At 62.0% G+C, this 25053-nt stretch carries 28 protein-coding genes; 11 read left to right on the top strand and 17 right to left on the bottom strand.

Going from position 1 to position 25053, the window contains the following annotated elements; all coding sequences use genetic code 11:
* The first annotated feature begins 113 nt into the window (after positions 1 to 113).
* Both GLL_RS15575 and GLL_RS15580 read left to right on the top strand, forming a co-directional pair.
* Positions 114 to 386 (top strand): hypothetical protein, encoded by a 273-nt coding sequence (locus GLL_RS15575; protein WP_164929166.1) that lies wholly within the window; start codon positions 114 to 116, stop codon positions 384 to 386.
* Positions 370 to 813: a PIN domain-containing protein gene (locus tag GLL_RS15580; RefSeq protein ID WP_164929167.1), complete on the top strand. Its 444-nt coding sequence runs from the start codon at positions 370 to 372 to the stop codon at positions 811 to 813. Before GLL_RS15575 ends, GLL_RS15580 begins: the two co-directional genes overlap by 17 nt.
* A 78-nt stretch (positions 814 to 891) precedes the next feature.
* Here GLL_RS15580 and GLL_RS15585 read toward each other — a convergent pair whose 3' ends face one another.
* The 7 genes from GLL_RS15585 to GLL_RS15615 form a co-directional block, all read right to left on the bottom strand.
* A complete protein-coding gene (locus GLL_RS15585) occupies positions 892 to 2097 on the bottom strand; it encodes a glutathione S-transferase family protein (RefSeq protein WP_011143013.1) in 1206 nt (401 codons plus the stop codon).
* A gap of 614 nt (positions 2098 to 2711) precedes the next feature.
* The gene (rsmI, locus tag GLL_RS15590; protein ID WP_011143014.1) at positions 2712 to 3626 is read right to left on the bottom strand and encodes a 16S rRNA (cytidine(1402)-2'-O)-methyltransferase; all 915 of its coding nucleotides are present in this window, start codon (positions 3624 to 3626) and stop codon (positions 2712 to 2714) included.
* Entirely contained in the window at positions 3565 to 4215 is a 651-nt protein-coding gene (locus GLL_RS15595; RefSeq protein ID WP_011143015.1) for an NYN domain-containing protein, read from the bottom strand. Before GLL_RS15595 ends, rsmI begins: the two co-directional genes overlap by 62 nt.
* Positions 4216 to 4248: 33 nt before the next feature.
* The gene (gene metG / locus GLL_RS15600; RefSeq protein WP_011143016.1) at positions 4249 to 5799 is read right to left on the bottom strand and encodes a methionine--tRNA ligase; all 1551 of its coding nucleotides are present in this window, start codon (positions 5797 to 5799) and stop codon (positions 4249 to 4251) included.
* Between the two features lie 206 nt (positions 5800 to 6005).
* Positions 6006 to 6983, bottom strand: coding sequence for a GTP 3',8-cyclase MoaA (moaA, locus tag GLL_RS15605; protein WP_011143017.1), 978 nt, complete (start codon positions 6981 to 6983; stop codon positions 6006 to 6008).
* 32 nt (positions 6984 to 7015) lie between these two features.
* On the bottom strand, positions 7016 to 7318 hold the full coding sequence (locus tag GLL_RS15610) for a hypothetical protein (protein WP_011143018.1): 303 nt from the start codon (positions 7316 to 7318) through the stop codon (positions 7016 to 7018).
* A 9-nt stretch (positions 7319 to 7327) separates the two neighbouring features.
* Positions 7328 to 9139: a YncE family protein gene (locus tag GLL_RS15615; RefSeq protein ID WP_164929169.1), complete on the bottom strand. Its 1812-nt coding sequence runs from the start codon at positions 9137 to 9139 to the stop codon at positions 7328 to 7330.
* Between the two features lie 65 nt (positions 9140 to 9204).
* On the opposite strand from GLL_RS15615, the gene GLL_RS15620 reads away from it, so the two are divergent.
* The 4 genes from GLL_RS15620 to GLL_RS15635 all read left to right on the top strand — a co-directional run bounded on the left by GLL_RS15620 (position 9205) and on the right by GLL_RS15635 (position 12030).
* Positions 9205 to 9945, top strand: a complete 741-nt coding sequence (locus tag GLL_RS15620; protein WP_011143020.1) for a class I SAM-dependent methyltransferase — start codon at positions 9205 to 9207, stop codon at positions 9943 to 9945.
* Between the two features lie 78 nt (positions 9946 to 10023).
* Positions 10024 to 10296, top strand: coding sequence for a hypothetical protein (locus GLL_RS15625; RefSeq protein ID WP_164929170.1), 273 nt, complete (start codon positions 10024 to 10026; stop codon positions 10294 to 10296).
* Between the two features lie 115 nt (positions 10297 to 10411).
* Complete coding sequence (gene lpdA, locus GLL_RS15630; protein ID WP_011143022.1) at positions 10412 to 11791, top strand: dihydrolipoyl dehydrogenase; 1380 nt, start codon at positions 10412 to 10414, stop codon at positions 11789 to 11791.
* A gap of 14 nt (positions 11792 to 11805) precedes the next feature.
* The gene (locus GLL_RS15635; protein WP_011143023.1) at positions 11806 to 12030 is read left to right on the top strand and encodes an Hfq-related RNA-binding protein; all 225 of its coding nucleotides are present in this window, start codon (positions 11806 to 11808) and stop codon (positions 12028 to 12030) included.
* Here the strand turns inward: GLL_RS15635 and GLL_RS15640 are convergent.
* Positions 11996 to 12775, bottom strand: a complete 780-nt coding sequence (locus tag GLL_RS15640) for a DUF362 domain-containing protein (protein ID WP_011143024.1) — start codon at positions 12773 to 12775, stop codon at positions 11996 to 11998. The genes GLL_RS15635 and GLL_RS15640 overlap by 35 nt on opposite strands.
* A 62-nt stretch (positions 12776 to 12837) precedes the next feature.
* On the opposite strand from GLL_RS15640, the gene GLL_RS15645 reads away from it, so the two are divergent.
* Both GLL_RS15645 and GLL_RS15650 read left to right on the top strand, forming a co-directional pair.
* Positions 12838 to 13773, top strand: coding sequence for an aldo/keto reductase (locus GLL_RS15645; protein ID WP_164929171.1), 936 nt, complete (start codon positions 12838 to 12840; stop codon positions 13771 to 13773).
* Positions 13774 to 13820: 47 nt separating this feature from the next.
* Positions 13821 to 14450, top strand: coding sequence for a Uma2 family endonuclease (locus GLL_RS15650; protein ID WP_231848240.1), 630 nt, complete (start codon positions 13821 to 13823; stop codon positions 14448 to 14450).
* Here the strand turns inward: GLL_RS15650 and GLL_RS15655 are convergent.
* The 4 genes from GLL_RS15655 to queC are packed head-to-tail and all read right to left on the bottom strand — an operon-like array spanning position 14428 to position 16735.
* On the bottom strand, positions 14428 to 14970 hold the full coding sequence (locus tag GLL_RS15655; RefSeq protein WP_011143027.1) for a GNAT family N-acetyltransferase: 543 nt from the start codon (positions 14968 to 14970) through the stop codon (positions 14428 to 14430). The genes GLL_RS15650 and GLL_RS15655 overlap by 23 nt on opposite strands.
* A 3-nt stretch (positions 14971 to 14973) precedes the next feature.
* A complete protein-coding gene (locus tag GLL_RS15660) occupies positions 14974 to 15381 on the bottom strand; it encodes a hypothetical protein (protein WP_197530020.1) in 408 nt (135 codons plus the stop codon).
* The gene (locus tag GLL_RS15665; protein ID WP_011143029.1) at positions 15381 to 16025 is read right to left on the bottom strand and encodes a 7-carboxy-7-deazaguanine synthase QueE; all 645 of its coding nucleotides are present in this window, start codon (positions 16023 to 16025) and stop codon (positions 15381 to 15383) included. The genes GLL_RS15660 and GLL_RS15665 overlap by 1 nt, the downstream gene beginning before the upstream one ends.
* Positions 16022 to 16735, bottom strand: a complete 714-nt coding sequence (gene queC / locus GLL_RS15670; protein ID WP_231848241.1) for a 7-cyano-7-deazaguanine synthase QueC — start codon at positions 16733 to 16735, stop codon at positions 16022 to 16024. The genes GLL_RS15665 and queC overlap by 4 nt, the downstream gene beginning before the upstream one ends.
* A gap of 201 nt (positions 16736 to 16936) precedes the next feature.
* Here queC and GLL_RS15675 point away from each other — a divergent pair, with 201 nt between their 5' ends.
* Positions 16937 to 17497, top strand: coding sequence for a cytochrome b6-f complex iron-sulfur subunit (locus GLL_RS15675; RefSeq protein ID WP_011143031.1), 561 nt, complete (start codon positions 16937 to 16939; stop codon positions 17495 to 17497).
* A 22-nt stretch (positions 17498 to 17519) separates the two neighbouring features.
* Positions 17520 to 18548, top strand: a complete 1029-nt coding sequence (locus GLL_RS15680; RefSeq protein ID WP_011143032.1) for an apocytochrome f — start codon at positions 17520 to 17522, stop codon at positions 18546 to 18548.
* A gap of 51 nt (positions 18549 to 18599) precedes the next feature.
* Here the strand turns inward: GLL_RS15680 and hemJ are convergent, their stop codons facing one another.
* On the bottom strand, positions 18600 to 19172 hold the full coding sequence (gene hemJ, locus GLL_RS15685) for a protoporphyrinogen oxidase HemJ (protein WP_011143033.1): 573 nt from the start codon (positions 19170 to 19172) through the stop codon (positions 18600 to 18602).
* Positions 19173 to 19291: 119 nt separating this feature from the next.
* Here hemJ and GLL_RS15690 point away from each other — a divergent pair, with 119 nt between their 5' ends.
* Positions 19292 to 20194, top strand: coding sequence for a PP2C family serine/threonine-protein phosphatase (locus tag GLL_RS15690; RefSeq protein WP_231848458.1), 903 nt, complete (start codon positions 19292 to 19294; stop codon positions 20192 to 20194).
* Positions 20195 to 20233: 39 nt separating this feature from the next.
* Here the strand turns inward: GLL_RS15690 and GLL_RS15695 are convergent, their stop codons facing one another.
* The 4 genes from GLL_RS15695 to GLL_RS15710 form a co-directional block, all read right to left on the bottom strand.
* Positions 20234 to 22909 carry a tetratricopeptide repeat protein gene (locus GLL_RS15695; RefSeq protein ID WP_164929174.1) on the bottom strand — a complete coding sequence of 892 codons (2676 nt, stop codon included), beginning with the start codon at positions 22907 to 22909 and terminating at the stop codon, positions 20234 to 20236.
* A gap of 174 nt (positions 22910 to 23083) precedes the next feature.
* Positions 23084 to 23716 carry a hypothetical protein gene (locus GLL_RS15700; protein ID WP_164929175.1) on the bottom strand — a complete coding sequence of 211 codons (633 nt, stop codon included), beginning with the start codon at positions 23714 to 23716 and terminating at the stop codon, positions 23084 to 23086.
* Positions 23717 to 23810: 94 nt separating this feature from the next.
* Positions 23811 to 24353, bottom strand: a complete 543-nt coding sequence (locus tag GLL_RS15705) for a PIN domain-containing protein (protein WP_164929176.1) — start codon at positions 24351 to 24353, stop codon at positions 23811 to 23813.
* Positions 24350 to 24703, bottom strand: coding sequence for a hypothetical protein (locus GLL_RS15710; RefSeq protein ID WP_011143038.1), 354 nt, complete (start codon positions 24701 to 24703; stop codon positions 24350 to 24352). The genes GLL_RS15705 and GLL_RS15710 overlap by 4 nt, the downstream gene beginning before the upstream one ends.
* Positions 24704 to 25053 lie beyond the last annotated feature (350 nt).

Raw genomic sequence — 25053 nt, forward strand, 5'->3', positions numbered from 1 at the left:
AACCGACACTGCGACGGCTCGGCTACTGTCCCCGGCCAAACGAGTTCCCCTTCGATGAGCCGGCAGCCCTGCAGCGATGATACATAATAGTGGCCACATACGTAGCCACTATTATGGAATTCATTGGTGTTCGCGAGTTTCGAGATCGCGCCAGTCATTATTTGGCAAGCAAGCACGCCCTTGGCATTCGCAGAAACAACCGCCTGATCGGTGTTTATGTTCCGTTGCCGGAGTTGTCGGAGCAAGAAGAGCAAACCGGAGACATCAAGCGTCTGGGCGAGCTAGTTCGTCAAATGGCTGCTCAGAACCAGCTCGATGAAGAGAGCTTTGCCGCCATGTTCGAGAGCGCTGCAGGCGACCCGGGTACGAATGCTATTGGTTGTTGACGCCAATATCATTGTCGGAACGCTTTTGCGGGAGGCGGGCCGTACTCTGGTGGCTGAGCGGAGATTGGATCTATTTATCTGCGAACGGGCTGTGGAGGAAGCGTTGCACGAATTGCGCAAACGGGGCAATGCTATGGTTCGCCAGGGCCGTATTCTACCGGTACAGCGCGACACCATGCTTGAGTTGGCGCTCAGCACTCTTCGCCGGAACATCCGTATTGCGCCGGAGTTGGTGTATTTACCGGTTGAGCGCCAAGCCCGCCAACGTATTCCTCGTGACCCAGACGATTGGCCCACCGTTGCCCTGGCACTGGTTCTCGAAAGTGGCATCTGGACTGAAGACAACGACTTTTTGGGATGCGGCCTTCCTACCTGGACTACCCAGACGCTGCACACGCACCTTACCGGGGGCTGGGTGCCCACGTAACAGCGGCTGCGCTGAGGCTAATTATGACTTGCGGTCCACAGATCGATGGCCTCAGTGTAGGTGTGGAGCGCCTACACCTCAAACGCCGGCAAAATTCGCCGGATCCTGGTCGCGCCGATGCTGGACAGGCAGAGGGGGACCTTGGCCATCGCCCACCAAAGCGGCGGTGTGCTCCAGGGATTCGCGCAACCGTCTGGCCGCGTAGATAGACATATCGCGGGGCACGTTTATCCGGTCGCGCAGATATCGCAGCGCCGGGTCAGAGCCCGGCGGCGGTGTGCAGACTTGGCCGGTGATCAGGTGGGTCAGAGCACAGCGCAGCGCCTCGTCGAACAGTCGGCGATCGGCGGGGTTGACTCGAATGATGTTGGTGCGGTGCTTGAGCACCCGCCGAAGCGCTTCCGTGCGGGAGTTTTTGGGCTCGGGGTAAGCCACATCGGGCAGTCCGGCCCAAGGACCATGATCTACCCGTGCTTTGTTGCGTTGCATCTGGGGCTCGCCGTTTTCCCAGCAGCCACCCATCTGGGGCGGCAAGTCGTGGACATGGGTGTGGAAGTCGCTCTGGGTGCCGCGGTAGGTGGGTCGGCTTTCCATCGCTGCAAACCAGGCAGCCAAGTGGGGATTTTCTTCGCGCAGGGAGTAGCCCTTGTAGTAGTAGAGGCTGGCGTTCATCCGTTCGACGTAGGGCGTGAAGATCACATCGGCGGTGCCGAACTGCTCTAGAAAGTAAGGCCCCAAGGTGCGACCGAGGGCATCTTCGACCGTGGCGACCACGGCTTTGAACTGGTCGCGATTGCGCTGCTCCTCGCGGGACGAACCGGCCGGATAGCAAAGCCAGGTGCACCAGGCCCTAAATAAAAGCCGCTCCAGCCGCCGCAGGGGGAGCACCGTGGGGTCTTCCATGCCCGATCCCAGCGGACCGAAGGTCCGTTCGAGGGCAATCAAGATGTCGTCGCTTTCTGTGATCACCCGGCCGTCCAATTCGACAGCCGGCAGCATGCCGGAGGGCACCTTGCGCTTGTACCAGCTCTCCTTCTGCCCGTAGCAGAACATCGTCACTTTTTCGATACGGTAGGGAAGCTGTTTTTCTTCAAGCCACAGCCAGATCTTCTGGCAGTAGGGGCACCAGGCGTGATTGTCGCGGTAAAGGGTGACTCGCACAGCGGATTCGCTGAGGCCAAACAGGCGCAGACGGGCCTGGGCATTGGTCGGCCCATTCACGGTGTCCAATTGAAAATCCGTGAGCGCTTCTAGTTCTGCCCAGCTGAGCGGGGCGCTAGTCATGGGATGGATCTCATAAAGGGCTTGAAATTAAAGGCCAGGCTGTCCAGGCGGGCGGCAGCTTGCGCACTATTTTAGTTGTAGCGGCTTGCAATCATCGGCGGCTGGACCTGCAATCGAGAACTGTGTGGAGGGCATCAATTTTCGGGCTTATTGCCAAGCTCAAGGGATCTTGCGACTTTGATCGATCGCTCTCTGCAAAAAAGCAAAAGCGCCGGAAGAAAAACTTGCCGGCGCTTCACTTAAGATGGTTGCGGGGACTGGATTTGAACCAGTGACCTTCGGGTTATGCGTACCACTACAGCTTCCGCTGCCTGCTTTCGCAGTTTGGGGTCTGGACTGTCCCTTCACCCTCGGCGTACCCGTTAGGGTGCCTGCCATCCAGTCTCTACACCTTCTCCATTTCTGGAGCTTGGCTCGGGATTACCCCGTCTGAGGCTTCCCCGAATTTGGCAGGAGTTCGTACAAGGGTTACTCCCTGTACAGCCCATATGCAGACCCAGGTTTGATGTGGTCTAGCGCCTGACGTAACGCTGAACCCCTGAACCTGCTGTTCGAGCCCGACGAGCTACCAGACTGCTCTACCCCGCGTCGAACTTGCTCATCCTAACAGACTTCTATTTGGATCCGCCATCAGCTTCGAGGGTGAGCGACAGCCGGTAGATCTCTTTGCGCGGCAGGCCGGTCTGGGCCGCCAGTTGACGGCTTGCCTCCGAGCGCGAGAGACCGGAGGCGATCATCGCCTCCAGGCTCGCCTGCAACTGCTCCCGGGTGGGCAGCTCGGGCACCTGAGGGGGGGCACCTTCGAGCACCAGGGTGAATTCGCCGCGGGGCAGGGTGGTTTCGAAGTAAGCTATTGCCGCTGAAAGGCCGCCCCGCCAGACTTGTTCGTGAATTTTCGTCAGTTCGCGGCAGATGGCGACGGGCCGCTCCGCCCCCAGGTGGACGCTCAGATCTGCCAGGGTGCGCAGTAGGCGGTGGGGGGCCTCGAACAGCACCACCGGCCGCTCCTCGCGCGCCAGGGCCACCAGGCGTTCGCGGCGGCGACTGGTGGTAGGCAAAAAGCCTTCAAAAACGAAGCGAGGATCAGTACAGCCCGCCAGAGCAAGGGCAGCGGTCAGGGCGCTCGGGCCAGGAATGACACTGACCGGCAAATTCTCAGCCCGGCAGGCGGCCACCAGTTCGGCGCCGGGATCGCTCACGCCGGGCATGCCCGCATCGGTAATCAAAGCGATGTCCCGGCCTGCTTGAAGGGCGGCCACCAGCTCGCCCGTGCGTGCGTGGGCGTTGTGGGCGTGGAAACTCACCAGCGGTCTGGAGATCTCGAAGTGGGCGAGCAGTTTGCGCGAGTGGCGCGTGTCCTCGCAGGCGATCCGGTCGCACGCTTTGAGGACGCGCAGCGCCCGCAGGGTGATGTCTTCGAGGTTGCCGATCGGTGTCGCCACCAGGTAGAGCGTGCCCGCCAAGGGACTATCTCGCTTCGTCCTCGGCGGTATTGACGAGGAGACCGTGACCGTTGGAGCCGTTGGCACCGTTGGCGGGGTGGCTCGTCGGCAGCGGCCGGTAGGCATAGCCGTTCTGACGGGGCGCCTTCTGGATGTCCTCTTTGATCTGCTCCAGGTCGATGTAGCGATCGGCGACGTTGATGAGGTAGTCGCTGGTCATCGAGCGCAGGCTCACCACCTCGACGCGCACTCCCTTGTAGGAGGCGGCATTGACGGCATAGGCCAGGTCGCCGTCGCCGGAGACGAGGATTGCCGTGTCGTAGGAACCTGCCAGCGAGAGCATGTCGACAGCAATTTCGACGTCGAGGTTGGCCTTTTTGGAACCGTCGGGCAACTGCACCAAGTCCTTGGTGATCACCCGGTAGCCGTTGCGGCGCATCCACAGCAAAAAGCCCTGCTGCTTCTCGTTGGCCCGATCGACGCCGGTGTAGAAAAATGAACGCAACAGGCGCGAACCGTTGGTCAGACGATTGAGCAGCTTGGTGTAATCGATCTCGATCCCCAACTGCAGCGCAGCGTAGAAAAGGTTCGAGCCGTCGATGAAGATGGCCACCCGCCCGCGCATCATCGCCTGCTCTCGGGCTAGTAATCCTTCGGTATCTGAAGAAGCGGTCATAAAGTAGTCAACCTCGTCGGAGATAAATGAACCCTATTCCAGGCGGGGAAATAGAGGCGACCCCAAACAGAGCGGCTGCCCCCCCGGCAAACCGCCCCACAAGGCATCGTCCCAACTGCGATCCTCCCAAGCCTGGACGGAGAATCCCAGTTGCCGGTAGATCTCGGCGGCCAACCCCGGAATCAGCGGCGACAGCAATACCGCTGCGATGCGCACCGATTCGAGAACCGCGTAGAGTACCTGTTCAACCTGCACCTGCTCGCCCTTTTTGTACAGCGACCAGGGGGCGCGCGCATCGAGGTAGCGGTTGCCCGCCCGCACCAGGGCCAACGCCAACCCGCTTGCCTCGGAAAACCGCAGCGCCTCCCAATGCTCGGCGCACACCTGCGCGAGGCCGGTGGCCTTGTCCCGCAGGGCGTCGGTGGGATCGATGGCAACGGAAGGGATAACACCACCGCAATATTTGACGACCATATTACCAGTTCGGTTCAGCAAATTGCCCAGATCATTGGCCAGATCTGCGTTGAGAATCTCGCGAAAACGGGTCTCGTTAAAGTCGTTGTCCCGTCCGAATTCGATCGCTTTGAGAAAATAGTAACGGACCGCATCGGAGCCATACTGTTCAACCAATACACCCGGGTCGATGACGTTGCCGAGGGCCTTGCCCATCTTGCGGCCGTCGCGCGTCAAAAACCCGTGGCCGAAGATCATCCCCGGCAGCGGCAACCCCGCCGACATCAGCATCGCCGGCCAGTAGACGGCGTGAAAGCGCAAAATGTCCTTCCCGACAATGTGCAGATCGATGGGCCACCAGCGCGCGAGGGCATTTTCTAAGGTGGGTTCGTCCTCGGGTTCGAGCAGGGCCGTCACATAGCCCAACAGCGCGTTGAACCAGACATAAATCGTCTGGCTGGAATCGACGGGAATCGGCAGCCCCCAGGAGACGTTGGCCCGCGAGATCGAAAAATCTTCGAGTCCCCCGGCAATGAAATTGCGCACCTCGTGGGCACGAAAATCGGGCTGCACAAACTCGGGATGCTCGTCGAAGTATTGTTCCAGTTTTTGCTGGTAGCGCGAGAGCGCAAAGATATAGTTCTCTTCGTCCTGCTCGCGCAGCGGCTTGAGGTGAATCTTGCAGCGCGGCTCGCCGTTCTCGATAAAGTAGTCCTCGTCGGGCTTTTTTTTGAATTCTTCGCAATCGATGCAGTAGAGGCCCGTGTAGCGGCCTTTGTAAATGTCGCCCGCCTGCCAGCAGCGCTCAAAAAATTCGCGTACGATCGCAGCGTGGCGCGGATCGGTGGTGCGGATAAAGCGGTCGTAATCGATCGACAGCGCCCGCCACAGCTTCTCGAACCCGGCGGCAATCTCGTTGCAGTGCTCACGGGGAGTCAAATGACGCTCCGCCGCCTGCCGCTCGATTTTGAGCCCGTACTCGTCGGTGCCGGTCACAAAACGCACGGAGCGACCCCGCAAGCGGTGATAGCGCGCCACCGCGTCCGCCGCCAGCGTCGGGTAGGCACTGCCGATGTGGGGCAAAGCATTGACGTAAAATAGTGGGGTTGTAAGTGCAAAACCCTGCGTCATCTGACTTGTGACTCAATCGAACTGGAATGAACCGTTCCGAAAACCGAAAAATGTTAACGAATTATAACAGAAAAAGTTCGGGAGGTACGGCAATCATACACCCTCTGTTTATTGCCCCCGGCCCATAGCGGCCCGTCTCCCCCCGTCGGTGGTGGCCCACAGCCCAAAGCCCCGATATCGGGCGCCAGGGCTGTGGGCAATAGGTATTAACCACCAATTTGGGACATGGTGCGGCCATAGGAGCCGGTGGTCCCCCGGTCGCGCTCGCGAAAGTTGATTTCGGGTTTGCGAAGCAGCAGTTCACTTACCAGTTCGCGCAGCTGGGCCGCGCCCGCCCCGGCGCGCAAGGGCGTCTTGAGGTCGATTTGATCGGCTTCGTTGAGCAGACAGGGCCGCAAAAAACCGTCGGCCGCCAGTCGCACCCGGTTGCAACGGCTGCAAAAGCATTCGGACATCTGGGAGATAAAGCCGACGGTGCCTTTGGCACCTGGAATCTGAAACACATCGGCCGGGCCGTTGCCGTAGCAGGCACCCTCTCCCAAGCCGAAGCGCTCGCGGATACGGCTTCGCAGCGTCTCGGAATTCACCCAGCCTGCCTGCTCAAAGTAACCGGTGTTGCCGATCGGCATAAATTCGATAAAGCGCACGTGCCATTGCCGATCGATGGTCAGGGCAGCCAGATCCGGGACTTCCTGTTCGTTGATCCCCGGCAGGACCACGACATTGAGCTTGAGGGGGTCGAAACCGACCCGGTGGGCCGCCTGGATGCCCGCCCAGACTTTGGACCAGTGGTCGCGGCCGGTGATGCGCGCGAATACCCCTGGGTCGAGGGAATCCAGTGAAATATTCACCCGCCTCAGACCGGCGGCGTACAGGTCCTCCGCCAGTTCTTCGAGCAGGTAGGCGTTGGTGCTCAGCGACACGTCCGCCACCCCAGGCAATCCCACCAGGGCGCGCACAAAGCCCACTACCCCGCGCCTGAGCAACGGCTCGCCGCCGGTGAGACGAAAGCGGTCGATCCCCAGGGGCAAAAAGACTTCGCCCACCAGAAACAGCAGCTCCTCGTAGCTCAAGATCTGCGAGCGGTGCAGGTAGGCTATCGCTTCGCCCGTGGGCATGCAGTAGCTGCAGCGAAAGTTGCAGCGATCCACCAGGGAAATGCGCAGGTAGTTGACGGTGTTCATGACCAGTCCAAATGCGGAGAAATCAAGGGTGCCTAGAGACTGGGGTTGCCGACTTCGGCAACGTAGTTGCCCAGGATCTCGGCTAGGAACCCTTCGCCTACCGCACCGATTTCACCCATGTGGGCGGGGCGGGGAGCGTCGGTGCGGGTCTTGAGGACAACGAATTTTTCGCCTTCGTCGGCGGCTTTGACCCAGACGTGTTTGCCAAGACCCGGGTAGGTGACCAGCACCATGTCCGCACCCGCCTGGGAGACGCGCAGCACCGGGTCGACCCGGCCTGCCACCCGCTCCACCCGGGCGGTAAATTCGGCAATGCTGAACTGGTTTTTGCTCACAGGGTGCTCCTAGCTGATAAACGGGCTTTTTTCTTTCCACTGGTTGTCGATCTGCTCGGCCATGCGCTTGACCTCGAGGCGGAAAAGCCCATCGGCCGCTTCTTCGAACAGGGGCGGGCCGCCCGTGTCGTCGCGATCTTCGGCCTTAAACAGCATCGCTTTGTCTCCTGATCGTACCTTCTGCAGGTCGACAACGACAGCCACCGCCTGGGAGCGCAACTGGTTGGGGCTGAAATTGGGCAGCGACACCGGCACAAAAAAGCGCAGCAGCGTATTGATGATCGGATCGCCCTGGGTGTTGTAGCCGCGGGTGAACTGGACCTGGGTGACGACGATGTAGCGCAGACCGAGGCTGCGGCCAATCGTCTGCAGTTTCTCCAGATCGTCGGTATAGCGGTTGTCGCGGTCGAGCAAGTTGAGATCGCGGACTGTCGAAGCCAGTTGCACGAATTCCGGATGCGGACCGAGCGGCCCGTTGAGCAAGATCACCTTGCGCGTCTTTTCTTTGCCCGCCAGCCGCTCCACCAGGGTGCGGGCGAGCAGTTCCGAGTACTGGGGCACATCGGCGATAAAGCCGACGCCGTCCACTTTTTCGGCCTGCGAGCGCGGCGGCAGGCGAATTTCATCGGTGACCACGTAGCCCTCGCGCGCCTGCAGGCGGGCGGAAAACGCCGGAAAACCCGGCACCTGCACATCGACCAGGTACTTACCAGCGGGCAGCTTCGAGATGAGAAACGAGCCGTCGGGCAAGATCGGCACCGTGCGCCCTTCGACTTTGAGCACGCCTTTGGTAATCGGCTTACCGGCTACGTCGGTGATCACCCCGGCTACCGAGCCCGGCTGCAATGGGGGCAGTTCGCTCACCGCAAAGGACTCGGGGGTGATGCGACGCAGAGCCTGGGTGCCCGCCTCAGCCACCAATAGCGAGTCGTCCTCCAACAGGACGATGCCGGTGGGCAGGCGCCCGAGGGGACGGCTTTTGACAATCTGGCCCGCTTCAAGATCGACAATCTGCAGCCGGTCGCTCTCGCCGCTGGTCACATAGGCGTAGCGGCCGTCTCGGGAGAGCACCAGCCGGCTCGGCCGCCAGTCGAGGCCGACGGTGCGCACGGTGCGGGCCGTGGCGCTCAGGGGCACCAGGGTCAGATCGTTGCTGCCGGAGTTGAGCACCACCGCCTGCTGGTGGACCAAGTCGAGCACCATATCCTCGGGGGTGGCGCCGCTTCTGAGGCGGGCAAGCAACTCGCCGTTGGCCAGATTGACGATGGCGAGCCCCAGCGGATCGCTCCCACCCAGGGTGACCAGCAAATTGCCGTTGGCCGACTGGATGGCGGCGGCCAGGGGCGGCCCCGGCATCGGAAAGATGCGCACCTGACCCGTGGAGGGGTTGACCACCGAAATGCGGTCCGCCGCCGGGTGGGTGACCACGATGCGACCCCGCTCCGCGTCCACGGCGATATCAAAAATGCCCGACCCCAGGTCGATCTGGCGGGTAACTTCCTGCTTCTCAAAGTCCACCAGCACCAGGTTGCCGCTGGCCGGACCGCCCACCGCCGCCACGTTGGTAGCACCGATACGGCGCACCACCAGCGGTCGGATACCCAGAGGCGTGCGGCTTTTGATCTGCTTGCTGGTCAGGTCCACAACCGCCAGGGCTTCTTCGTCGAGCAGCCCCACCAGGGCCATCGGCCCCTGCTTGGTGTAGAGCACCTCAATTTTGTCGGCCCGCGCCCCCAGGGGCACCGTCACCTCCGCCGCCCGGGCAGGGAGGCTTCCCGCCGCCAGCAGCAGCAGGACTGTGCCGATTGCCGCTCGTTTCATCGCCTGCACTCGATGCTGAACTGAAATAGTAGTGATAACCTAACCGACCCCACAGGTTCCTGCCCATGGCCAAGCAGACCATCGAGCGCACCGACTACGAAGACGATCTGCTTGCCCGCCTCTACGACGCGGAGTACGACGCTTTTGACGGCGATGTGGCCTATTACACCGAGCGCCTGGCCCCCGGTCCGGTGCTGGAACTGGCCTGCGGCAGCGGCAGGCTCGCTGTGCGCTTGGCGGCGGATGGTCGGCGGGTAGTGGGGATCGATTGCTCAGAGGCGATGATCCGCCGCGCCCGCACCCGGCGTACTCACAATGTCCGTTGGAAAGTCGGCGATATGCGCAACTTCGCACTGGAGGAGACGTTCGCCAACATCGTCGTCGCCTTCTCCGGTCTGGGGTTCTTGCAAAGCGAGGCGGATCGCCGCGCCTGTCTGGTCTGCTGCCGCCGCCATCTGCGTGCGGGCGGCCTGCTGGTGCTCGATCTGATCAATCCTGCCGCTGCGCTCGCCACGGGCGAGTTGCCGGGCGAACGGACGGTGGTCGACCCGCAGACCGGAGCGGTATTTCACAAGTCCACGGCGGTTGCCGCCGAGGCCGAGCAGATCCGCATCCGCTATACCTGGCGATCTCAAGCGGTGACGTTGGTCCAGATGCTCACTCTGCAACGGCTTGGGGCTCCCCGGGTCGAAGCGGAATTGGAGGGGTGCGGATTTTATCTGCTGGATCGCCACGGCGACTACCGGGCCAACCCGCCGACCGATCGCGCCCCTCGCCTGATCTTGCTGGCCGCTCCGTTCGCCTGAGCACGACTACGAAAAAGATGTCTAGGCATATACTGCCTAAATGATCACTCCTGCATCACCAGAGGTTGGGAAGTACAGATGATTGCCCTCGACAAGATGACGATCGACCTGCTCAAGTCCATCCAGCAACAAAAGCGCCCGACGATCTACAGCCCCCAGAACGGGGATCTGGCGGGTTTTCAGGTTCGGGCGGAGCGGCTGTTGTTTCTGGCGGATGTCGGATTTATTGAACTGTCCTTTGCGCCCACCCGCGAGACCAAAAGCGGTCGGGGCTATGTCGAGGATGTGGTTGTGCGCAATATCACGCCGCGCGGCCTGCGCGCCATCGCCGAGGCCGATCCGCTCGCGTAGTGCCCGCACCCATCCATCGAATCAATACCGGCAAAAAAGATCCCTATTCACCCCGGCAGCGGCCGTTGGACATCCTGGCGTAGGATAAATTCACGTTTGCATTGGGGGATGGACCGTGGCATTCGACTACGACTTGCTGATCATCGGCTGTGGCGTCGGCGGGCACGGGGCGGCCCTGCACGCGGTGGCCCACAAGCTCAAAGTGGCTGTGGTCGAGGCCCGCGACCTCGGGGGCACCTGCATCAACCGCGGCTGCATCCCTTCAAAAGCGTTGCTCGCCGCCGCCGGCCGGCTCCGGGTGCTGCGCGAGAGCGAACACCTGGGAATCAGCGTCGGCGAAATCAGCTTCGACCGTGCCAAGATTGCCCACCACGCCGCGAGCGTCGTCGATAAAATCCGCGCGGATCTGACCAAGAGCCTTCAGAAACTGGGGGTAACCATCCTGCACGGCCATGCCCGCCTCAAAGGTTCCCAGACGGTCGAAATCGACCCGGGCGAAGGCGGAGGCGAAGTCCAGGTGCTCACCGCCCGCGACGTACTCATCGCGAGCGGCTCACAGCCTTTTGTGCCGCCGGGGATTGTCACCGACGGCAAGACCGTTTACACCAGCGACGAGGGCGTGCGCCTCGAACACCTCCCCGAGCACATCTGCATCATCGGCTCAGGCTACATCGGCCTCGAATTTTCGGACGTCTACACAGCCCTGGGGACCAAAGTGACGATGATCGAAGCGCTCGATCGGCTTATGCCGGGTTTCGATCCGGATATCGCCCGCCTTGCCGCCCGCCTGCTCGTCAAATCCCGCGACATCGACACCAAAGTCGGCGTCTTCGCCAAAAAAGTCACCCCCGGCCAACCGGCGACGGTGGAACTCTCGACCGGCGAGCAACTCCAGTTCGACGCGGTGCTGGTGGCCTGCGGCCGGACTCCCGATACCAAGAACCTGGGTCTGGAGTCCGTGGGTCTCGAGACGGCCAGGGGCTTTATCCCGGTGGACGGACGCATGGCCACCTCCGCCGAGCACCTCTGGGCAATCGGAGACGCAACCGGCAAGATGATGCTCGCCCACGCCGCCTCCGCCCAGGGGATCGTCGCGGTCGACAACATGCTGGGTCACGAGCGCACGATCGACTACCGCTCGATCCCGGCCGCCTGCTTCACCCACCCGGAAATCGGCTTTGTGGGACTCACCGAACCCCAGGCCAAAGAGCAGGGTTATAAAGTTGGGGTGGTACGGACGTACTTTGGCGGGAATTCTAAGGCCATCGCCCAGGGGGACACCGAGGGGATGGCCAAAATCGTCTACGACCAGACCACCGGCGAACTGCTCGGTTGCCACATCATCGGCCCCGAGGCGTCGCTGTTGGTGGCGGAGGCGGCCCAGGCCATCGCCGGTCGCGACCGCATCGAGCGGCTCGCGCACCTGGTGCACACCCACCCCACCCTCAGCGAGATTCTCGACGAAGGGTACAAACGGGCAGCCGCCGTCCTGTAGGAATCTGCCGTTCCATGAGCACTCTCGATCTCGCCGTTCCGAGTACCCGTTACTTACAAAAGCTCATCCGCGACCAGTCGCCCGTCTCGATCGCCACTCGGGCCGGAGACGCCTTCAATGGCGTCCTGCGCTGGCAGGACGGCGAGTGTCTGTGCCTGAAGACCGCCGAAGGCGAGATCCTCCTCTGGCGTTCTGGACTGACTTTTATCCGCCCGCTGCCGCCTGGGCCCAATCGATAAGCTCCAGATAAGCTGGCATCCCTTCGCCTGCCAACCGGCAGGCTTCGCGATCCACAGCGAGCAAGTCATCTCCCCAGATCACCTTGCCGCAGGGGGCGGGGGTGCCGATATCGGGTTGCCAGTCTTTGCTGATAAATTTTTGCGTCCCGTCCACGACCGCGCCGTCGAAGAGAATGCCGATGGTTGTGTACACGTCGCAAATAACCCGGTGCACATCGGGGCGGTGCAGTTGGCCGCGCGCATGGGGACTGCGCGCCCGGTAGCGCTCGCGCGGAAACAGGCCATAGAGATTTTTAAGGGCACAACTCATCAGCACGGCGTCCTTGAGGACGGTGCGCTTCAGGGCGCCGACGCTGATGCGGCAATCGACTTCTTCCAACAGTTGCGGCGCCCACAGCTCGGCGAAGCGCTGGGGAACTTTTGCCCGGTTGGGATAGGGCTTGCAGGGCAGATTGTCGGCGTCCAGGAAGTGCACACCTTCGGTAAGCAAAGCGTCCAGACCCAATTTGCGGGCGATCACCGCGGCCTCCAACCGGTGGCAAACGCCTTCGACAATCCAGATCTCCGTAGAGCCGTTGACCCGGCGAATCCCGGCAATTACCTCACCCAGTACAGACATACCCACCGTCACCGGCGGCCCTGCCGGGTAGCCCAGGTTGGGTTTGATCAGGACTTGCCGGGCGTTATGGGCGGCAGCCGGGGGCACATAGACAAACTTTTCGGCGTCGACGAGGTGAACACGCATCGGTGGATGGAGGAAACCCTCTCCATTGTGTGGTCGGATCGAACGAGAGTACGGAGGCTGCCATGGCCGAAGAACTGAACCGTCGCGAATTTCTCGTCGCAGGGTTTGCGGCGGCTGCCGCGGCCGGGGCCAGTGAGCCCGCCGCCGCCGTGGGCACGCTTCCTGCGCGGATTTTGGGGCGTACGGGGGAGCGGGTAACGCTCTTGGGTCTTGGGGGCGCTTCGACGCGTACGCCGCTCTCCAACGGCCGACGGGAGGAAGCAATAGCAATCATTGAGCGTGCCGTTGCTCTGGGGATCAAATACTTCGACACCGCCGCCACCTACGACACCAGCGAGGAGTACCTGGGCGAGGTAGTGGCTCGCCGCCGCAAAGGCATGTTTCTGGCCACCAAAAGCGACGAGCGCACCCGCGACGGAGCCTGGCGCGAACTGGAGCGCTCGCTGAAGCGCCTGCGCACCGACTACATCGATCTCTGGCAGATGCACCGCGCCTCGCTCCCCGAGCGCGACACCGCCCCAGCCTTCGCCAAAGACGGCGTCATTCGCGCCATCGAAGAAGCCAAAGCCCAAAAACTGATTCGCTTTGCCGGGGTCACCGGCCACCACCGCACCGATGTGCTCGCCGACTGGCTGGAGCGCTACCCCTTCGACGCCCTGCTCACCGTGGTCAACGCCGTCGATATCCACCACGCCGACTCGTTTATTCGCAAACTGCTGCCGGTGGCGCGGGCGAAGAACGTCGGGGTGATCGCCATGAAGGTGCCCGCCTACGGCCAGATCCTCTCGGATCTGGACATCAAAGCAGCCATGCACTACGCACTGTCGCAGCCGGGGGTGGCCTGCTGCATCATCGCCTGCGACAGCGTCGCCATGCTCGAAGCCAACGTCGCCGCCGCCCGCGATTTTGCGCCGCTTACCGCCGAGCAGCAGGCGCGCATCACTGAACGCACAGCGGGCAACTGGCAGCGGGCCAGTTTCTATCGCGGCTGGACATAGAGTTCGCTGCTACGGTGGCTGTGATGCGCTTGCGGAGCAAGCAGGCAATGGTGTTGGAAACACGACCGGCGGCGGAGCAAAGAGTCCTACTGCACAATGTGCCCTGGCAAACCTTCGAGCATCTGCTGGAAGTGCTGGGGGATAAACGGGCGGCCAGGCTTGCCTACGATCAGGGAACCCTGGAGATCATGAGCCCACTCGATCGGCACGAATCGGCGAAAAAGTTGATTGCGAGGCTGATCGAGACCTGGAGTCTCTTTCAGAACATAGATATCGCCAGCCGGGGCTCCCTCACCCTCAGGCGCGAAGACCTGGCCCGCGGTGTCGAGCCGGACGAGTGCTACTACATCCAAAACGAAAGCACTATCCGAAGGGTTGCGCGAACCGATCTTCGCCGCGATCCTCCCCCAGACCTGGTGGTGGAAGTCGACATCACCAGTCCCTCTTCGCTGCGCATGGCCATCTACGCGGCCCTGGGGGTGCCCGAAGTCTGGCGCTACAACGGAGAGACTCTGCAGGTCTTTTGCCTGGAACCGCAGGGTGGCTACCTGATGCAGTCCACCAGTCGGGAGCTGGCTGGATTTCCCGTCGAGCGGGTGGCGCTATGGCTTGAGCAGGCGAAGATTGTCGGCGAGAGTGCCGTTGTCCGACAATTTATGGCTGAGTTTGACCAATAGCGGCGAAGCTGCTTTCGATGGCGTAGTACTTATCCATGTAGCACTTGCCCGAGGAGGCCTTGTACTCTTTGATTCCCTCGTAGCGCATGCCGCATCTCTCCATCACCCGCCAGGAGGCGACATTTTCGGGCATAGCGGCAGCGACGATGCGCGTCAAGCCCATGCCCAAACCGTAGTCGAGCACGGCGCGTACCGTCTCGCTCATGTAGCCCCTGCCCCAGAAGGGTTTACCCAGGCCGTAGCCCAGTTCGGTATCGGGAGTCTCCTGCAAAAACCTCAAAAAGCAATACCCTGCGAACGCCCCAGACTCCCGGACGGCAATGGCCCAGGCGCCGTGGCCGGAATGCTGGTTGTACTGTACCCAGCGCCGGGTCATCTCCTGGACGACTTCGCGCGCGAGGGGCGTCTCGGAGGTATAACGGACCACCTCCGGATCACTCCAGAGCGCGCACAGTTCGTCTTCATCCGCGAGCACCAGGGGCCGAAGCTGCAGCCTGGCCGTGTCGATCACGGGCAACATTCGCTACTGAGCCTCCAGACGCAAAATCGTCACCCGCTCCGGCGATTCGGCGACACTCACCGCGAGCAGGCTCACGTGCGGCTCCAGCGCAAGCGTGGCGAAGTAGTGGCACAACTCCTCGGTGGTGCCGTGGGGGCAGAGCGGGCAGTCGTTGAGCACCTCCGGCAGGGCGGCGACCCACCGCTGCAACTGCTGCTCCAAAGCCACCATATCCAGGCCGTACAGACCCGTACTCGGGCGCACAGCAGCGAGGTCGAGCGTCACCGCAAAATCGTGCTCGTGCCGGTCGTGCCACAAAGGCGGATTGGCATGGCGGCGGCGAAAGTGCGCCCCGATGCGGTAGGCGTAGCGGATGGCCCCCTGGTGCACCTGCTCTTCGGGCGGCACCGCCTGTAGGTAAGCGCTCTGCATCACGGCACCTGGAGGTATTTGTGCAACTGCACCGAGAGCCGGTAGCGGGGATGGGCCTTGAGCAGTTCGAGGGTCAAGGGCAGCGTGCGCTCGCGCGCTTCCCACTCCGGCTGCAGCGAGACGGGCACCCCCGGCGGCAAAAAGCGCCGGTAAACATCGAGTTCCGCGCCGCCGGCAATCACGATTTTGACCTCGTTGGCCCGCCGCCACATCTGCGGGTTCACCGGATGGCGGGGCGAGACGTGTTCTTTGGGACTGAGGGTCACCCAGGCCCAATCGGGCACCGGCTGCCAGAAGGCTCCCGACGTCTCGATCGCCACGGCCCGGCCGGTCCTGCCGATTGCCTCGACCAGAGCCGGTAGGGCTGCATGAATGAACGGCTCTCCCCCGGAGATGACCACCCGCGGCGACTTCAGCTCCAAAATCAAGTCTGAAAAGGTCCGCACTGCGCGCGGCAGTTGGGGGCCGCCGTCTGCGTAACCTGTATCGCACCAGGGACACCCGACCGGACAGCCGTAGAGGCGGATGAAATCGACCACAGCGCCCGCCCAGTACCCTTCACCCTGAATAGTAGGGCCAAAGGTTTCCTGCACCGGGATGCTTTGGGCGGACACGGGTTTGACAACAGTCGAAGCAGCGTTCACAGCGAGACGGGCTCTTTGCGAAATTTCCAGATCGGGTCGGGCACCCCCGCCTCGCGGAAGCCCCGGTCGCGCAGGATGCAGGCGTGGCATCGGCCGCAGCCGCCCCGCACCCCCGCATAACAAGTGTGGCTCAGCGCAAGCACTTCTTCAAAGCGCTCCCCCAACACTTCGACACTCAACTTTACAGTCTCGGCCTTGGTGAGACGCATCAGCGGCGTGTGGATGCGTATAGCATTCGCATCGCCGTAAATGCCCTCGCCCAGGGCTCTGGCCATCGCCTCGACAAACACCTGTCGGCAGTCCCAGTAACCGGCAAAATCGGCCTCGCACACCCCGATGACGATGTCGCCCGTCCCCAGACAAAAGGCGCGGTTGGCCGCCAGGGTGAGAAACAAAATATTGCGCCCCGGCACGAAGGTGGGCTCCACACCCGCAGGCAGTTCCGCCGCCGAGGCGTACTGCCCGAGGGGCGCGTCGCTGACCAGGGGACTGGTGCCCTTGAGTAACGGACCCAGGCGGATAAATTCGTGACCGGTAAGACCCAGAGCCTGCCCCACCGCCCGCGCACTCTCCAGTTCGATGGCGTGGCGCTGGTTGTACTCGAAGGTGACCGCGTGCACCTCGTCGTACTCGCGGCAAGCGAGGGCGGCGCAGGTGGTCGAATCCTGACCGCCCGAGAAGACCACCAGCGCTTTTTTCATGGCCGTCATCCCGTTTATCGGCAAATTTTATCCTGCGATTGTAGCTCCAGCGGGATTGTCCCTACCCGGGGATCGGCCGCGCCACCCACCGCTGAGCGTCCATGCAAAGAAGTGTTAATCTCTGTTAAGCAATCGTACGCATTGAGGGCGATCGGTCGTTAATATCTTTTCAAGACCTAATGTTGCCGCTTAGCCCGATAAGGGAGAACCATGAGTGAATCCGCAGCCCAAGAAATTCCGATGAGTCGGCGCCAGTTGCTCTCCTTCGTCACCGGCGGAGCGATTGCAGCGACGACGGCAGCCACTCTTTACCCTGTGGTCCTGTACTTCCTGCCGCCTTCCACGGCCGGCGGCGGTGAGGGGGTCGCCGCCAAAGACAAAGAAGGCAAGGACATTTCTGTCTCCAAACTGCTGGCCGCAGCGACACCGGGCGAGCCGGTGCTCACCCTGGGCCTCGATGTCAACGGCGGCGACGCCACCTACATCGTGATCAACGATCAAAAAGAGATCGCCAATTTCGGAATCAACGCCGTGTGCACCCACCTGGGCTGCGTGGTGCCCTGGGACAACGGCGCCAAGCAATTCAAGTGCCCCTGCCACGGATCGGTCTACAATGCCGACGGTGGTCTGGAGCGCGGTCCGGCGCCTCAACCGTTGGCGTTGGTCAAAGCCACCGTCTCCGATGACAAGGTGCTGATTGCACCCTGGACCGAGCAGGACTTCCGCTGCACCGACTTGTGGTGCAACAAGGATCCGTACTGGGTGAAGTAAGCAACGCAGAGGGTATCGAAGCATGAAAAAGCAATGGATAGCCGGTGCCTTCGGCTTGACGGCGGCGCTGGCAGGACTGGTGAGCGTGCCGCAGAGCGCCTTGGCCTGGCCGAGTTTTGCCGCAGGCTACGAGGAAGCGCGCGAGTCCTCGGGCAAGATCGTCTGCGCCAACTGCCACCTGGCGGTCAAGCCGACCGAAATTGAAGTGCCGCAGTCGGTGCTGCCCGGCAAGGTTTTCGACTTGAAAATCCACGTCCCCTACGACACCAAAATCCAGCAGGTGGGGGCGGACGGCAGCCCGGCGCCGATGCAGATCGGCGCCTACATTCAGTTGCCGGAAGGTTTTACTGTCGCCGACGAGAAAGAGTGGAGCGCCGAGGCCAAAGAGTCGATCGAGAAGTACGGCGGGGTGACTCCTCTCTATGCCGACAAGCCCGAGCGCTCGAATATTTTGATCATCAATCAGATAGACGGCTCGACGGTGCCGGGGCAGGAATTTATCGTGCCGGTCAAACCCCCCGACCCGAACGCCAAAGACGCCAAGGTCAACTTCGGCAAGTACGGCGTCTATGTGGGCGCCAACCGCGGTCGTGGCCAGGTTTACTCCAACGGTGTGGCGAGCAACACCGCCCAGTACAACGCCCCGGTGGCAGGCACGATTAGCGCCGTCCAGACGGGGGTCACCTTTACCGACAAGCTGCAGTACGGTCTGGGCACCGAGGCTACCGACTTCGAGTACACAAACGGCACCCGGGTGACGATCACCGACGAGAAGGGCAAGGCGAGCATCGTCAATATCCCTCCCGGCCCCAAACTGCTCGACACCGTCAAGCAGGGCGCCCAGATCAAGGCGGGCCAGCCGCTGACCAACGACCCGAACGTCGGCGGTTACGGCCAGGAGGAGCGCGACATCGTTCTGCAAGATCCGCAGCGGGTGACCTGGCTGGTGGCTTTTCTGGCGGCAGCCTTCATCTGCCAGTTGCTGCTGGTGCTCAAGAAAAAGCAGGTCGAAAAAGTGCAGGAGTTCGAGGCGCAGAAGCAGGGTCTTTAAGCGCAATCCATTGCGACTTCAGGGGCCGGGGAATGCTCCCCGGCCCCTTTTTTATTGCTGGCCCCCTTGGGAAGCGAGTTGTTTTTCTTTGTCCAGGCGTCGCTTGCGGGCGTAGAGCTGAATGGTGACAGCGAAGCTGATCACCAGCCCGAAGACGATCCAGGCGGTGGCGTCGGTGGGCAGATCGTTTTTGAAGACCGCCAGCAGCACGATGGTCACCAGCAAGATGGTCGGCGCTTCGTTGAGGGCGCGCAGTTGCTTTGGACCCCAGCGGCAGGTGCCCGCCGCCAGTTGCGTGCGCAGTCGCATGCAGTAGAAGTGATAGCCCATGAGCAGCACCACCAGGGTCAGCTTGATGTGCAGCCAGCCCGCTTTGAGCCAGTCAGGCTGCACGACGAGCATGCCCACGGCCATCGCCACCGTCAGCACCATGCCGGGAGTCGTGATGATGTTGAGCAGCCGTTTTTCCATGATCTCGTACTGCTTTTTGAGAATGGCCCGGGCCGCTTCGGGCTGCTCGTTCGCCTCGACGTGGTAGATAAACAGGCGCACCAGGTAAAAAAGCCCCGCAAACCAGGTGACAAACCCGACGATGTGAAACGCTTTGAACCAGAGATAGGCCATCTTTTCGCTTCGACGCGGCAACGCCATCAATGGTGGCACTCCCCACCGCGCACCGCAACACCGCTCAAGCAGGGGGTGCGGCCCTGTCCGATACTGGTACGATCGACTCGTTGCCGATTGTGTTTGGCGCGTTCGTGGGGGAGCGTCGGGCCGGCTGGGGCAGTCTCAGCCCAAGGGCGATGATGAGCGAAACCTGGCAAATCACCGGTTGCTCCGTGCGCGGCGCATCCCACTACACCAGCGGCCTGCCCAACCAGGACGCCATTACCTGGCGCACCGGCGAGCGGCCCATTTTGGCAGTCGCCGACGGCCACGGCAGCATTCGCCACTTCCGAAGCCAGAAAGGATCGCGCCTGGCGGTCGAGGCGATGGCGAGCACGCTCGAAAGTTTCCCGGCCACCCTCACCGATCCGGCGGATCCGGCCGCAGTCGAACATGTGGCCCACGCCCACTTCAGAGTGCATCTGGTGGAAACTTGGCGGCAAATGGTAGCGGAGCACCTGGCAAAAAAGCCGGTCACCGAGGCCGAGTGGCAGCAACTGGAGGCCGCCGCCGGTCCCGCCGCCCGTTTCTTTCAGCAGCACAGTCCCGAAACCGCCTACGGTTCGACCGCGCTGGGGGTGCTCGTTACCGAGGCGTATCTGCTGTTTGTGCAACTGGGGGACGGAGACATGCTCTGCGTTGATGCACAGGGTGCCACAAGCCGTCCTTTTGAGCGCGACCGCCGTTTTGCTCTCAACCAGACCACTTCGCTGTGTTTGGAGGAGGCGGCCGAGGAGACGCGTGTGTGCATCTGGCCGACGCCATCCCCCACCTTGATTCTGATTGCCACCGACGGTTACGCCAACTCTTACCGCACTGAAGCGGCTTTCGAATCGATTGGTTCTGAGTATCTGCAATTTCTGCGCGCCCAGGGGATCGACCAATTGCGCGCCGAACTGCCGACGGTGCTGGAGGATATCACCCGCCGCGGCAGCGGCGACGATATCACCTTGGGTGTTCTTTACCGCGCGTCGGCCTGAACGAACCACGGCACAGCACGGCTCCATGGCAAGTCCGCTCTAAGGCCGCGTGATCCCGGCGGGCATGGCGTACAGACGCCAGAGCGTCTGCAGATCCCGCCCGGACGGTTCGTGCACACCGCGCATCTCGGGATACATGATGTCCTCGGGGTCGTCGCTGTGGCCCCACAGTCCAATGGCGTGGCCGAGTTCATGCACCGCGAGCATCTGGACGTACTCGGGCAAATCACCCGGTCGCTCGCCCAGCAGGTGCCCGAGGCCGAGGGTGACTTTGAGCATGGGCATGCGGTTGCCCAGACCGGTGAAGGTGGCATGGCCCGCCCGCCCTTCGCGGTCCGCCGCGACAAAAACCACGGCGATATCCGCCTGGAGGGGGTCTTCCACCTGCATGAACTGCACCGCGCCGCCGCTGCCGGTCTGCCATTTGAGGGCGGCCCGCCAGACGGCGGCGGCCATTTCCGGTTCGGGGGCGCCACCGGTATAGAGCCGAATCGGCAGGCGCGTGAAGCGGACCACCTGACCGCGCACCAGGCTCGAATCGATGTAGTCCGCCGTGGTCGGTCGGGCAGGCTCACGGGCAAACAGCCGACCGGAGCCCCCCAGTTCTTCGCCCATGGAAAGATCGAAGCGCGCGGCCAGATGACGGTAGTAGGCCAGCTGGACCGGCGAGCGGTTGGCCGATGCTTTGGCTGCAAGCAGACGGCCGTAGGCGGCGCTCAGCAACCTCGAAGCGTTGACGCTCCTGGGGCGCAGGTGCACAGCCAGTTCCAGCCAGGCTGCCGCCGTGGCCGCATCGCCCCGTACCAACAGCTCCTGGCCCATTCGCTCGTAGACCCATCCCAGGGCGGAACGCGCCGGTTGCGACGGCAACAATATCAGCGAAGCCTGCCATAGCGCCGCCGCCGATTGCCATTGCGAGGCGGCAGCAGCCCGCACACCCTGGTTATAAAAAGCGAGAGCTTGTTTTGGATCGCGGCGCCCCGGCAGGTTGCCGCTTAGCAACTCTCCGACTACCGCTGTGCGGGCAGGAGTTGCCTCGGACGGTTTACCCGGAGCATTTCCCTCCAGCACCACCGGCTCCCGCAGACGCGCCCCCACCACCTGACCGTCGTAGACCGTGGCAAAGTAGCGGTTGAACAGGTCGCCCCCACCGTAGAGGCCGCTACGCAACTCGAACTCTTCTTTGAGCGGGAGCACCTCCGATTCAGCCGCCACGGGATTCGCGCCAAGACTGGCGAGTACCAGCCGCACTCCCACCGGGGCTGTCGGAACGAGTTGCCCCTGTACCGCAGTGCCCGCCCGAACAAGCGGTATGCCCCGCCGGTCGCGCGCGTCGTAGAGCACCCTGCCTGTGATGTCCTGCCCTTCGTTGGGCGGCGGTCCGTCGGCCGGCCAGTCCAATTGCACCGGCAGGTAAGTGCCGGCCTCGATCGTCACGGGCGCGCTGCGCCAGGGCAGTTGAGCCGCCTGCGCCTGCACCCCGGTTTCGCTTACCACGGCCCGCCAGGGCTGCGCCGGCGCCTCCACCTCGACCGCAAGCGCCCGAACCCCGGAAGGCTGCAACCGCCGGAAGAGTGCTCCTGTCCGCTCCCGCAGCACGGCTTCGCTTGCGAGCGGCCCGACGACAACCAGGGGTTCGCTATCCGGTCCTTCGACAGACCGCACGTTTCCCCAGCCGAAGATCTGCTCAGCCTCCAGTCGGGAAGAAGGCGGGAGGACCGGCAGCGCACCGAGCGGCCGGGGTGGCTCCTCGGGCTCCAGCGGCACCACCGAATCGAGCAGCGCCAGGTTCATCGTCCGTTCGCTGCCGCCGCGCCGGTAGGTGAGGGCGACCTGCTCGCCCGGCCGACGGCGCCTGAGCATCGCCGAGAGATCCGCGGTGCTGTCCACGGCCCGTCCGTCGAGGGCCACCAAACGATCCCCGGTGCGCAGACCGCTATGGCGCGTCTGGCTTGCCACCCAGTTGACGATGGCAAGTCCCGGCCCGCCCCCTTCGCCGATCCCCAGACCCAGCATCAAAGGCACGGGTCTAGGCTCCATCGGCACCCGCAGCTGCCATTCGGGTTCGGCAGTCGGTGCGGATTTGGCGACCGGTCTGCTTCGGGGGACGGCGGTTGCTTTGGGAGTACGGACAGAGGCGACGGTCGGGGTGCCGTACTGGCGGATGCGGCTGGTCGCCGACCGGTACAAAGTGCTGTCTCCCTGGGCCTTCGCCAATTGGGCCGCCTTTTTGAGGTCGCCCAAAGCCCCGGCGGTATCTCCCAAAGCGGCGCGGGCCAGGGCGCGGTTGTGCAGCGCCAGGGCATTGTTCGGATCGCGGCGGATCACTTCTGAGTAGTCCGCCGCCGCCCCCGTGCGATCTCCCAGCGCGGCGCGGGCGTTGCCCCGGTTGCCGTAGGCCACCGCCAGATCCGGGTCGAGGCGGAGGGCCTCGGTGCAATCGGCGATTACCCCTTGCAGATCGCCCAGTTTCAACCGCGCCCGTGCCCGGTTGCTGTAGGCCAGGGCATGACCGGGATCGAGGCGGATGGCCCGGCTGTACTCCTCGATCGCCCCGGCAAAGTCCTGGCGCTGCAGTTTGACGTCACCCCGGCTGAGCAACCGGGCGGCTTGATGATCGGCTGCCGGTTGTGCCACAGCGGTCAGCGGTGCGGTAGGAAGGCACAGACCAAAAACCAGCAGATGGATCAACCAGAAAGAGGATTTCGGCTTCATGGCCACCGGTCACCAATTGCCTGGAGGAAGGACAAAAAAATATTACCTGCTGTCGCCTGTCTTCTGGGGATAGAGAATGCACTTACCGGTTGGCAGCCATCGGCAATCATCAGCGACGGCGGCGGGTAACGTCTGTGCGACACGGCCTTTTTCGAGACCGCTCGGGCCTGGAATTTACTTTATTTCCTCAAGAAGATTATTGCTATATTTCAGTAACTGCCTTTCGTTGGAGACAAAATTGTTGCAGTACGGAATCGCAGCAAATATTGAATAGTATAAGTTCTTCTGACCGAGAGCATACTGGTTCACAAGATTAGAACCGCACCGGTTCCTGAAATCCAGGGCTTTCTCCTGAGTTTCATAAACATTTGCGACAAGAAGCCTGGTCTCATAATCCATATGGGCTACAGCCTGGGAGGCTTGGGCCGTCCTCCAGGCAATCGAGTCAAATTCGGTGTAAGGTAACCCTCGCACTTTTTTGTCATTTAGCGTGTCGACAAGTTCTTTAAGCGTCACAACCTTCGGGCTGAGTAACTTGTCGCTGTCGACCTTGGTGGCATTGAGGTCTACGAGCTTGTTCAAACCGGACAGCAACGCTTCGTGAGCCACAAAGTCTTTTTGCAGATTTTTTCTGTTATTGAGAACTTCTTTTCTGATATTTTTTAATGCTTTATCAACTAACTGACGATTTTTGGCATTCTCGCGCAACTCGTCGATTCCCAGAGCAAGCAAGATGGATACCACGATGGAGAATATTTCGACAAGAAGCACCGGTAGGGCAAACGGTTTCGCTTTGATTGACCTCATAAAAGTCCTCGTCAAGACCTGGAAGCTCAGTAATGACAACATTTTCGCCCATTATGCAACGCCCTATTTTCAGGTGAGAGCCAAGCCAAGCACTTCACCGAAAATCAATGTTCCCCTCTCGAAACCAACGAGCTGCGATCTTCGGGTGTGCCACTAGTAAATCATGGTCAGGGCGCTTGATTTCGCCGACTAGGCCCGGCACAAGCCGAAGCAATTCGGCGTCGAAGTCTTTGAAATTTGCTGTGATGAGTATTCTGGCTCGTCCGGCAACGGCAGTCCCGAGCACATGGGCGTCCTCCTCGTCTTTGAGGGCGACCACCCCCATCCCTCCAAGAGTCACACTGGGGAATTCCTGGAATGGACCCAACCGGGCTAGTTCTGCCACCGCCTCGGCGAACCCCTTGGAGGCGACCGGGTCGTAGCCCAGGCGCATCAGAACCACCTCAAGGCGATTGAGCATCCCCCAGGAAACGACCAGTTGCAGCGGACCCAAAGCGCAAGAGCCGTCCCGCACGCACTGCACCAGAAACTGCGCCGCCGTATCCGTCCGACCCTTACTTAAGCCGAGGACGTAGGCCACAAAGACATTGAGGTCAAGCAACACCCGCCACACAGGCGGGGGAATCCTCTGGCTCAAGGACGAATCCCCTGCCCGTCCACGGCGTCCACCGCCATCGCAAGGATGGCGTCCTCATCCTCGGGAACCGATGCATTTGCAGGCAAAGACTGCGCCACTCTGCGGGCCGCGGCATCGAAACGATCAGCCCGCACCACCCCTGCTATCCGGTTTACCAGATGCCTGAACGCCTCCTCATCTCCTTCCAGTTCGCGCAGGGCGCTTCGCACATCCCCGCTCAGCAGTGCGTACAGCTTGAGCGCCGCCCCCGCCACCTGCGCCACCGAACGCGACTCCGCACGGGCAATCTCGCGGATCGCCTGGGCTGACTCGGCATCAGAGTACGCCGTGACTACTTCCTTGCCAACCATCGTCGATGCCTTATATAACTCTTATAAACATTATAAGAGTTATCTCAATTATGAGAGGCTGGTAATTTCCTGGAGGCCATCAACTTTCGGGGAGTGGGGCGATTTCTGTTTGGAAGGCTGATGTTCCCCTCGAAAAACGCTCCGGACGGTACAAAGAAAGTTACCTACACGACATCGCCTCAGAAGCACCTGGGAACCCAAGTACCCCAGGTGTCCCCCGGAAATTGATGGCCTCGGGATGTCATCCGCTCAGGGCAGCCATTCTTAGAACGAGTTGGCACTTCATGGCACGATCGCTCGTGCAGGGACGTATAGGTGACAGGCACAGGTGCCCGGGGCTATTTTTGGTT

It is taken from the genome of Gloeobacter violaceus PCC 7421 (genome assembly GCF_000011385.1).
Lineage (GTDB): Bacteria > Cyanobacteriota > Cyanobacteriia > Gloeobacterales > Gloeobacteraceae > Gloeobacter > Gloeobacter violaceus.

Coding starts and splice junctions, on each gene's coding strand:
- GLL_RS15575 (WP_164929166.1), top strand. CDS start 114: ATGGAATTCATTGGTGTTCGCGAGTTTCGAGATCGCGCCAGTCATTAT.
- GLL_RS15580 (WP_164929167.1), top strand. CDS start 370: ATGCTATTGGTTGTTGACGCCAATATCATTGTCGGAACGCTTTTGCGG.
- GLL_RS15585 (WP_011143013.1), bottom strand. CDS start 2,097: ATGACTAGCGCCCCGCTCAGCTGGGCAGAACTAGAAGCGCTCACGGAT.
- GLL_RS15595 (WP_011143015.1), bottom strand. CDS start 4,215: ATGACCGCTTCTTCAGATACCGAAGGATTACTAGCCCGAGAGCAGGCG.
- metG (WP_011143016.1), bottom strand. CDS start 5,799: ATGACGCAGGGTTTTGCACTTACAACCCCACTATTTTACGTCAATGCT.
- moaA (WP_011143017.1), bottom strand. CDS start 6,983: ATGAACACCGTCAACTACCTGCGCATTTCCCTGGTGGATCGCTGCAAC.
- GLL_RS15615 (WP_164929169.1), bottom strand. CDS start 9,139: ATGAAACGAGCGGCAATCGGCACAGTCCTGCTGCTGCTGGCGGCGGGA.
- GLL_RS15620 (WP_011143020.1), top strand. CDS start 9,205: ATGGCCAAGCAGACCATCGAGCGCACCGACTACGAAGACGATCTGCTT.
- GLL_RS15625 (WP_164929170.1), top strand. CDS start 10,024: ATGATTGCCCTCGACAAGATGACGATCGACCTGCTCAAGTCCATCCAG.
- GLL_RS15635 (WP_011143023.1), top strand. CDS start 11,806: ATGAGCACTCTCGATCTCGCCGTTCCGAGTACCCGTTACTTACAAAAG.
- GLL_RS15640 (WP_011143024.1), bottom strand. CDS start 12,775: ATGCGTGTTCACCTCGTCGACGCCGAAAAGTTTGTCTATGTGCCCCCG.
- GLL_RS15645 (WP_164929171.1), top strand. CDS start 12,838: ATGGCCGAAGAACTGAACCGTCGCGAATTTCTCGTCGCAGGGTTTGCG.
- GLL_RS15650 (WP_231848240.1), top strand. CDS start 13,821: ATGGTGTTGGAAACACGACCGGCGGCGGAGCAAAGAGTCCTACTGCAC.
- GLL_RS15655 (WP_011143027.1), bottom strand. CDS start 14,970: ATGTTGCCCGTGATCGACACGGCCAGGCTGCAGCTTCGGCCCCTGGTG.
- GLL_RS15660 (WP_197530020.1), bottom strand. CDS start 15,381: ATGCAGAGCGCTTACCTACAGGCGGTGCCGCCCGAAGAGCAGGTGCAC.
- queC (WP_231848241.1), bottom strand. CDS start 16,735: ATGACGGCCATGAAAAAAGCGCTGGTGGTCTTCTCGGGCGGTCAGGAT.
- GLL_RS15675 (WP_011143031.1), top strand. CDS start 16,937: ATGAGTGAATCCGCAGCCCAAGAAATTCCGATGAGTCGGCGCCAGTTG.
- GLL_RS15680 (WP_011143032.1), top strand. CDS start 17,520: ATGAAAAAGCAATGGATAGCCGGTGCCTTCGGCTTGACGGCGGCGCTG.
- hemJ (WP_011143033.1), bottom strand. CDS start 19,172: ATGGCCTATCTCTGGTTCAAAGCGTTTCACATCGTCGGGTTTGTCACC.
- GLL_RS15695 (WP_164929174.1), bottom strand. CDS start 22,909: ATGAAGCCGAAATCCTCTTTCTGGTTGATCCATCTGCTGGTTTTTGGT.
- GLL_RS15700 (WP_164929175.1), bottom strand. CDS start 23,716: ATGAGGTCAATCAAAGCGAAACCGTTTGCCCTACCGGTGCTTCTTGTC.
- GLL_RS15710 (WP_011143038.1), bottom strand. CDS start 24,703: ATGGTTGGCAAGGAAGTAGTCACGGCGTACTCTGATGCCGAGTCAGCC.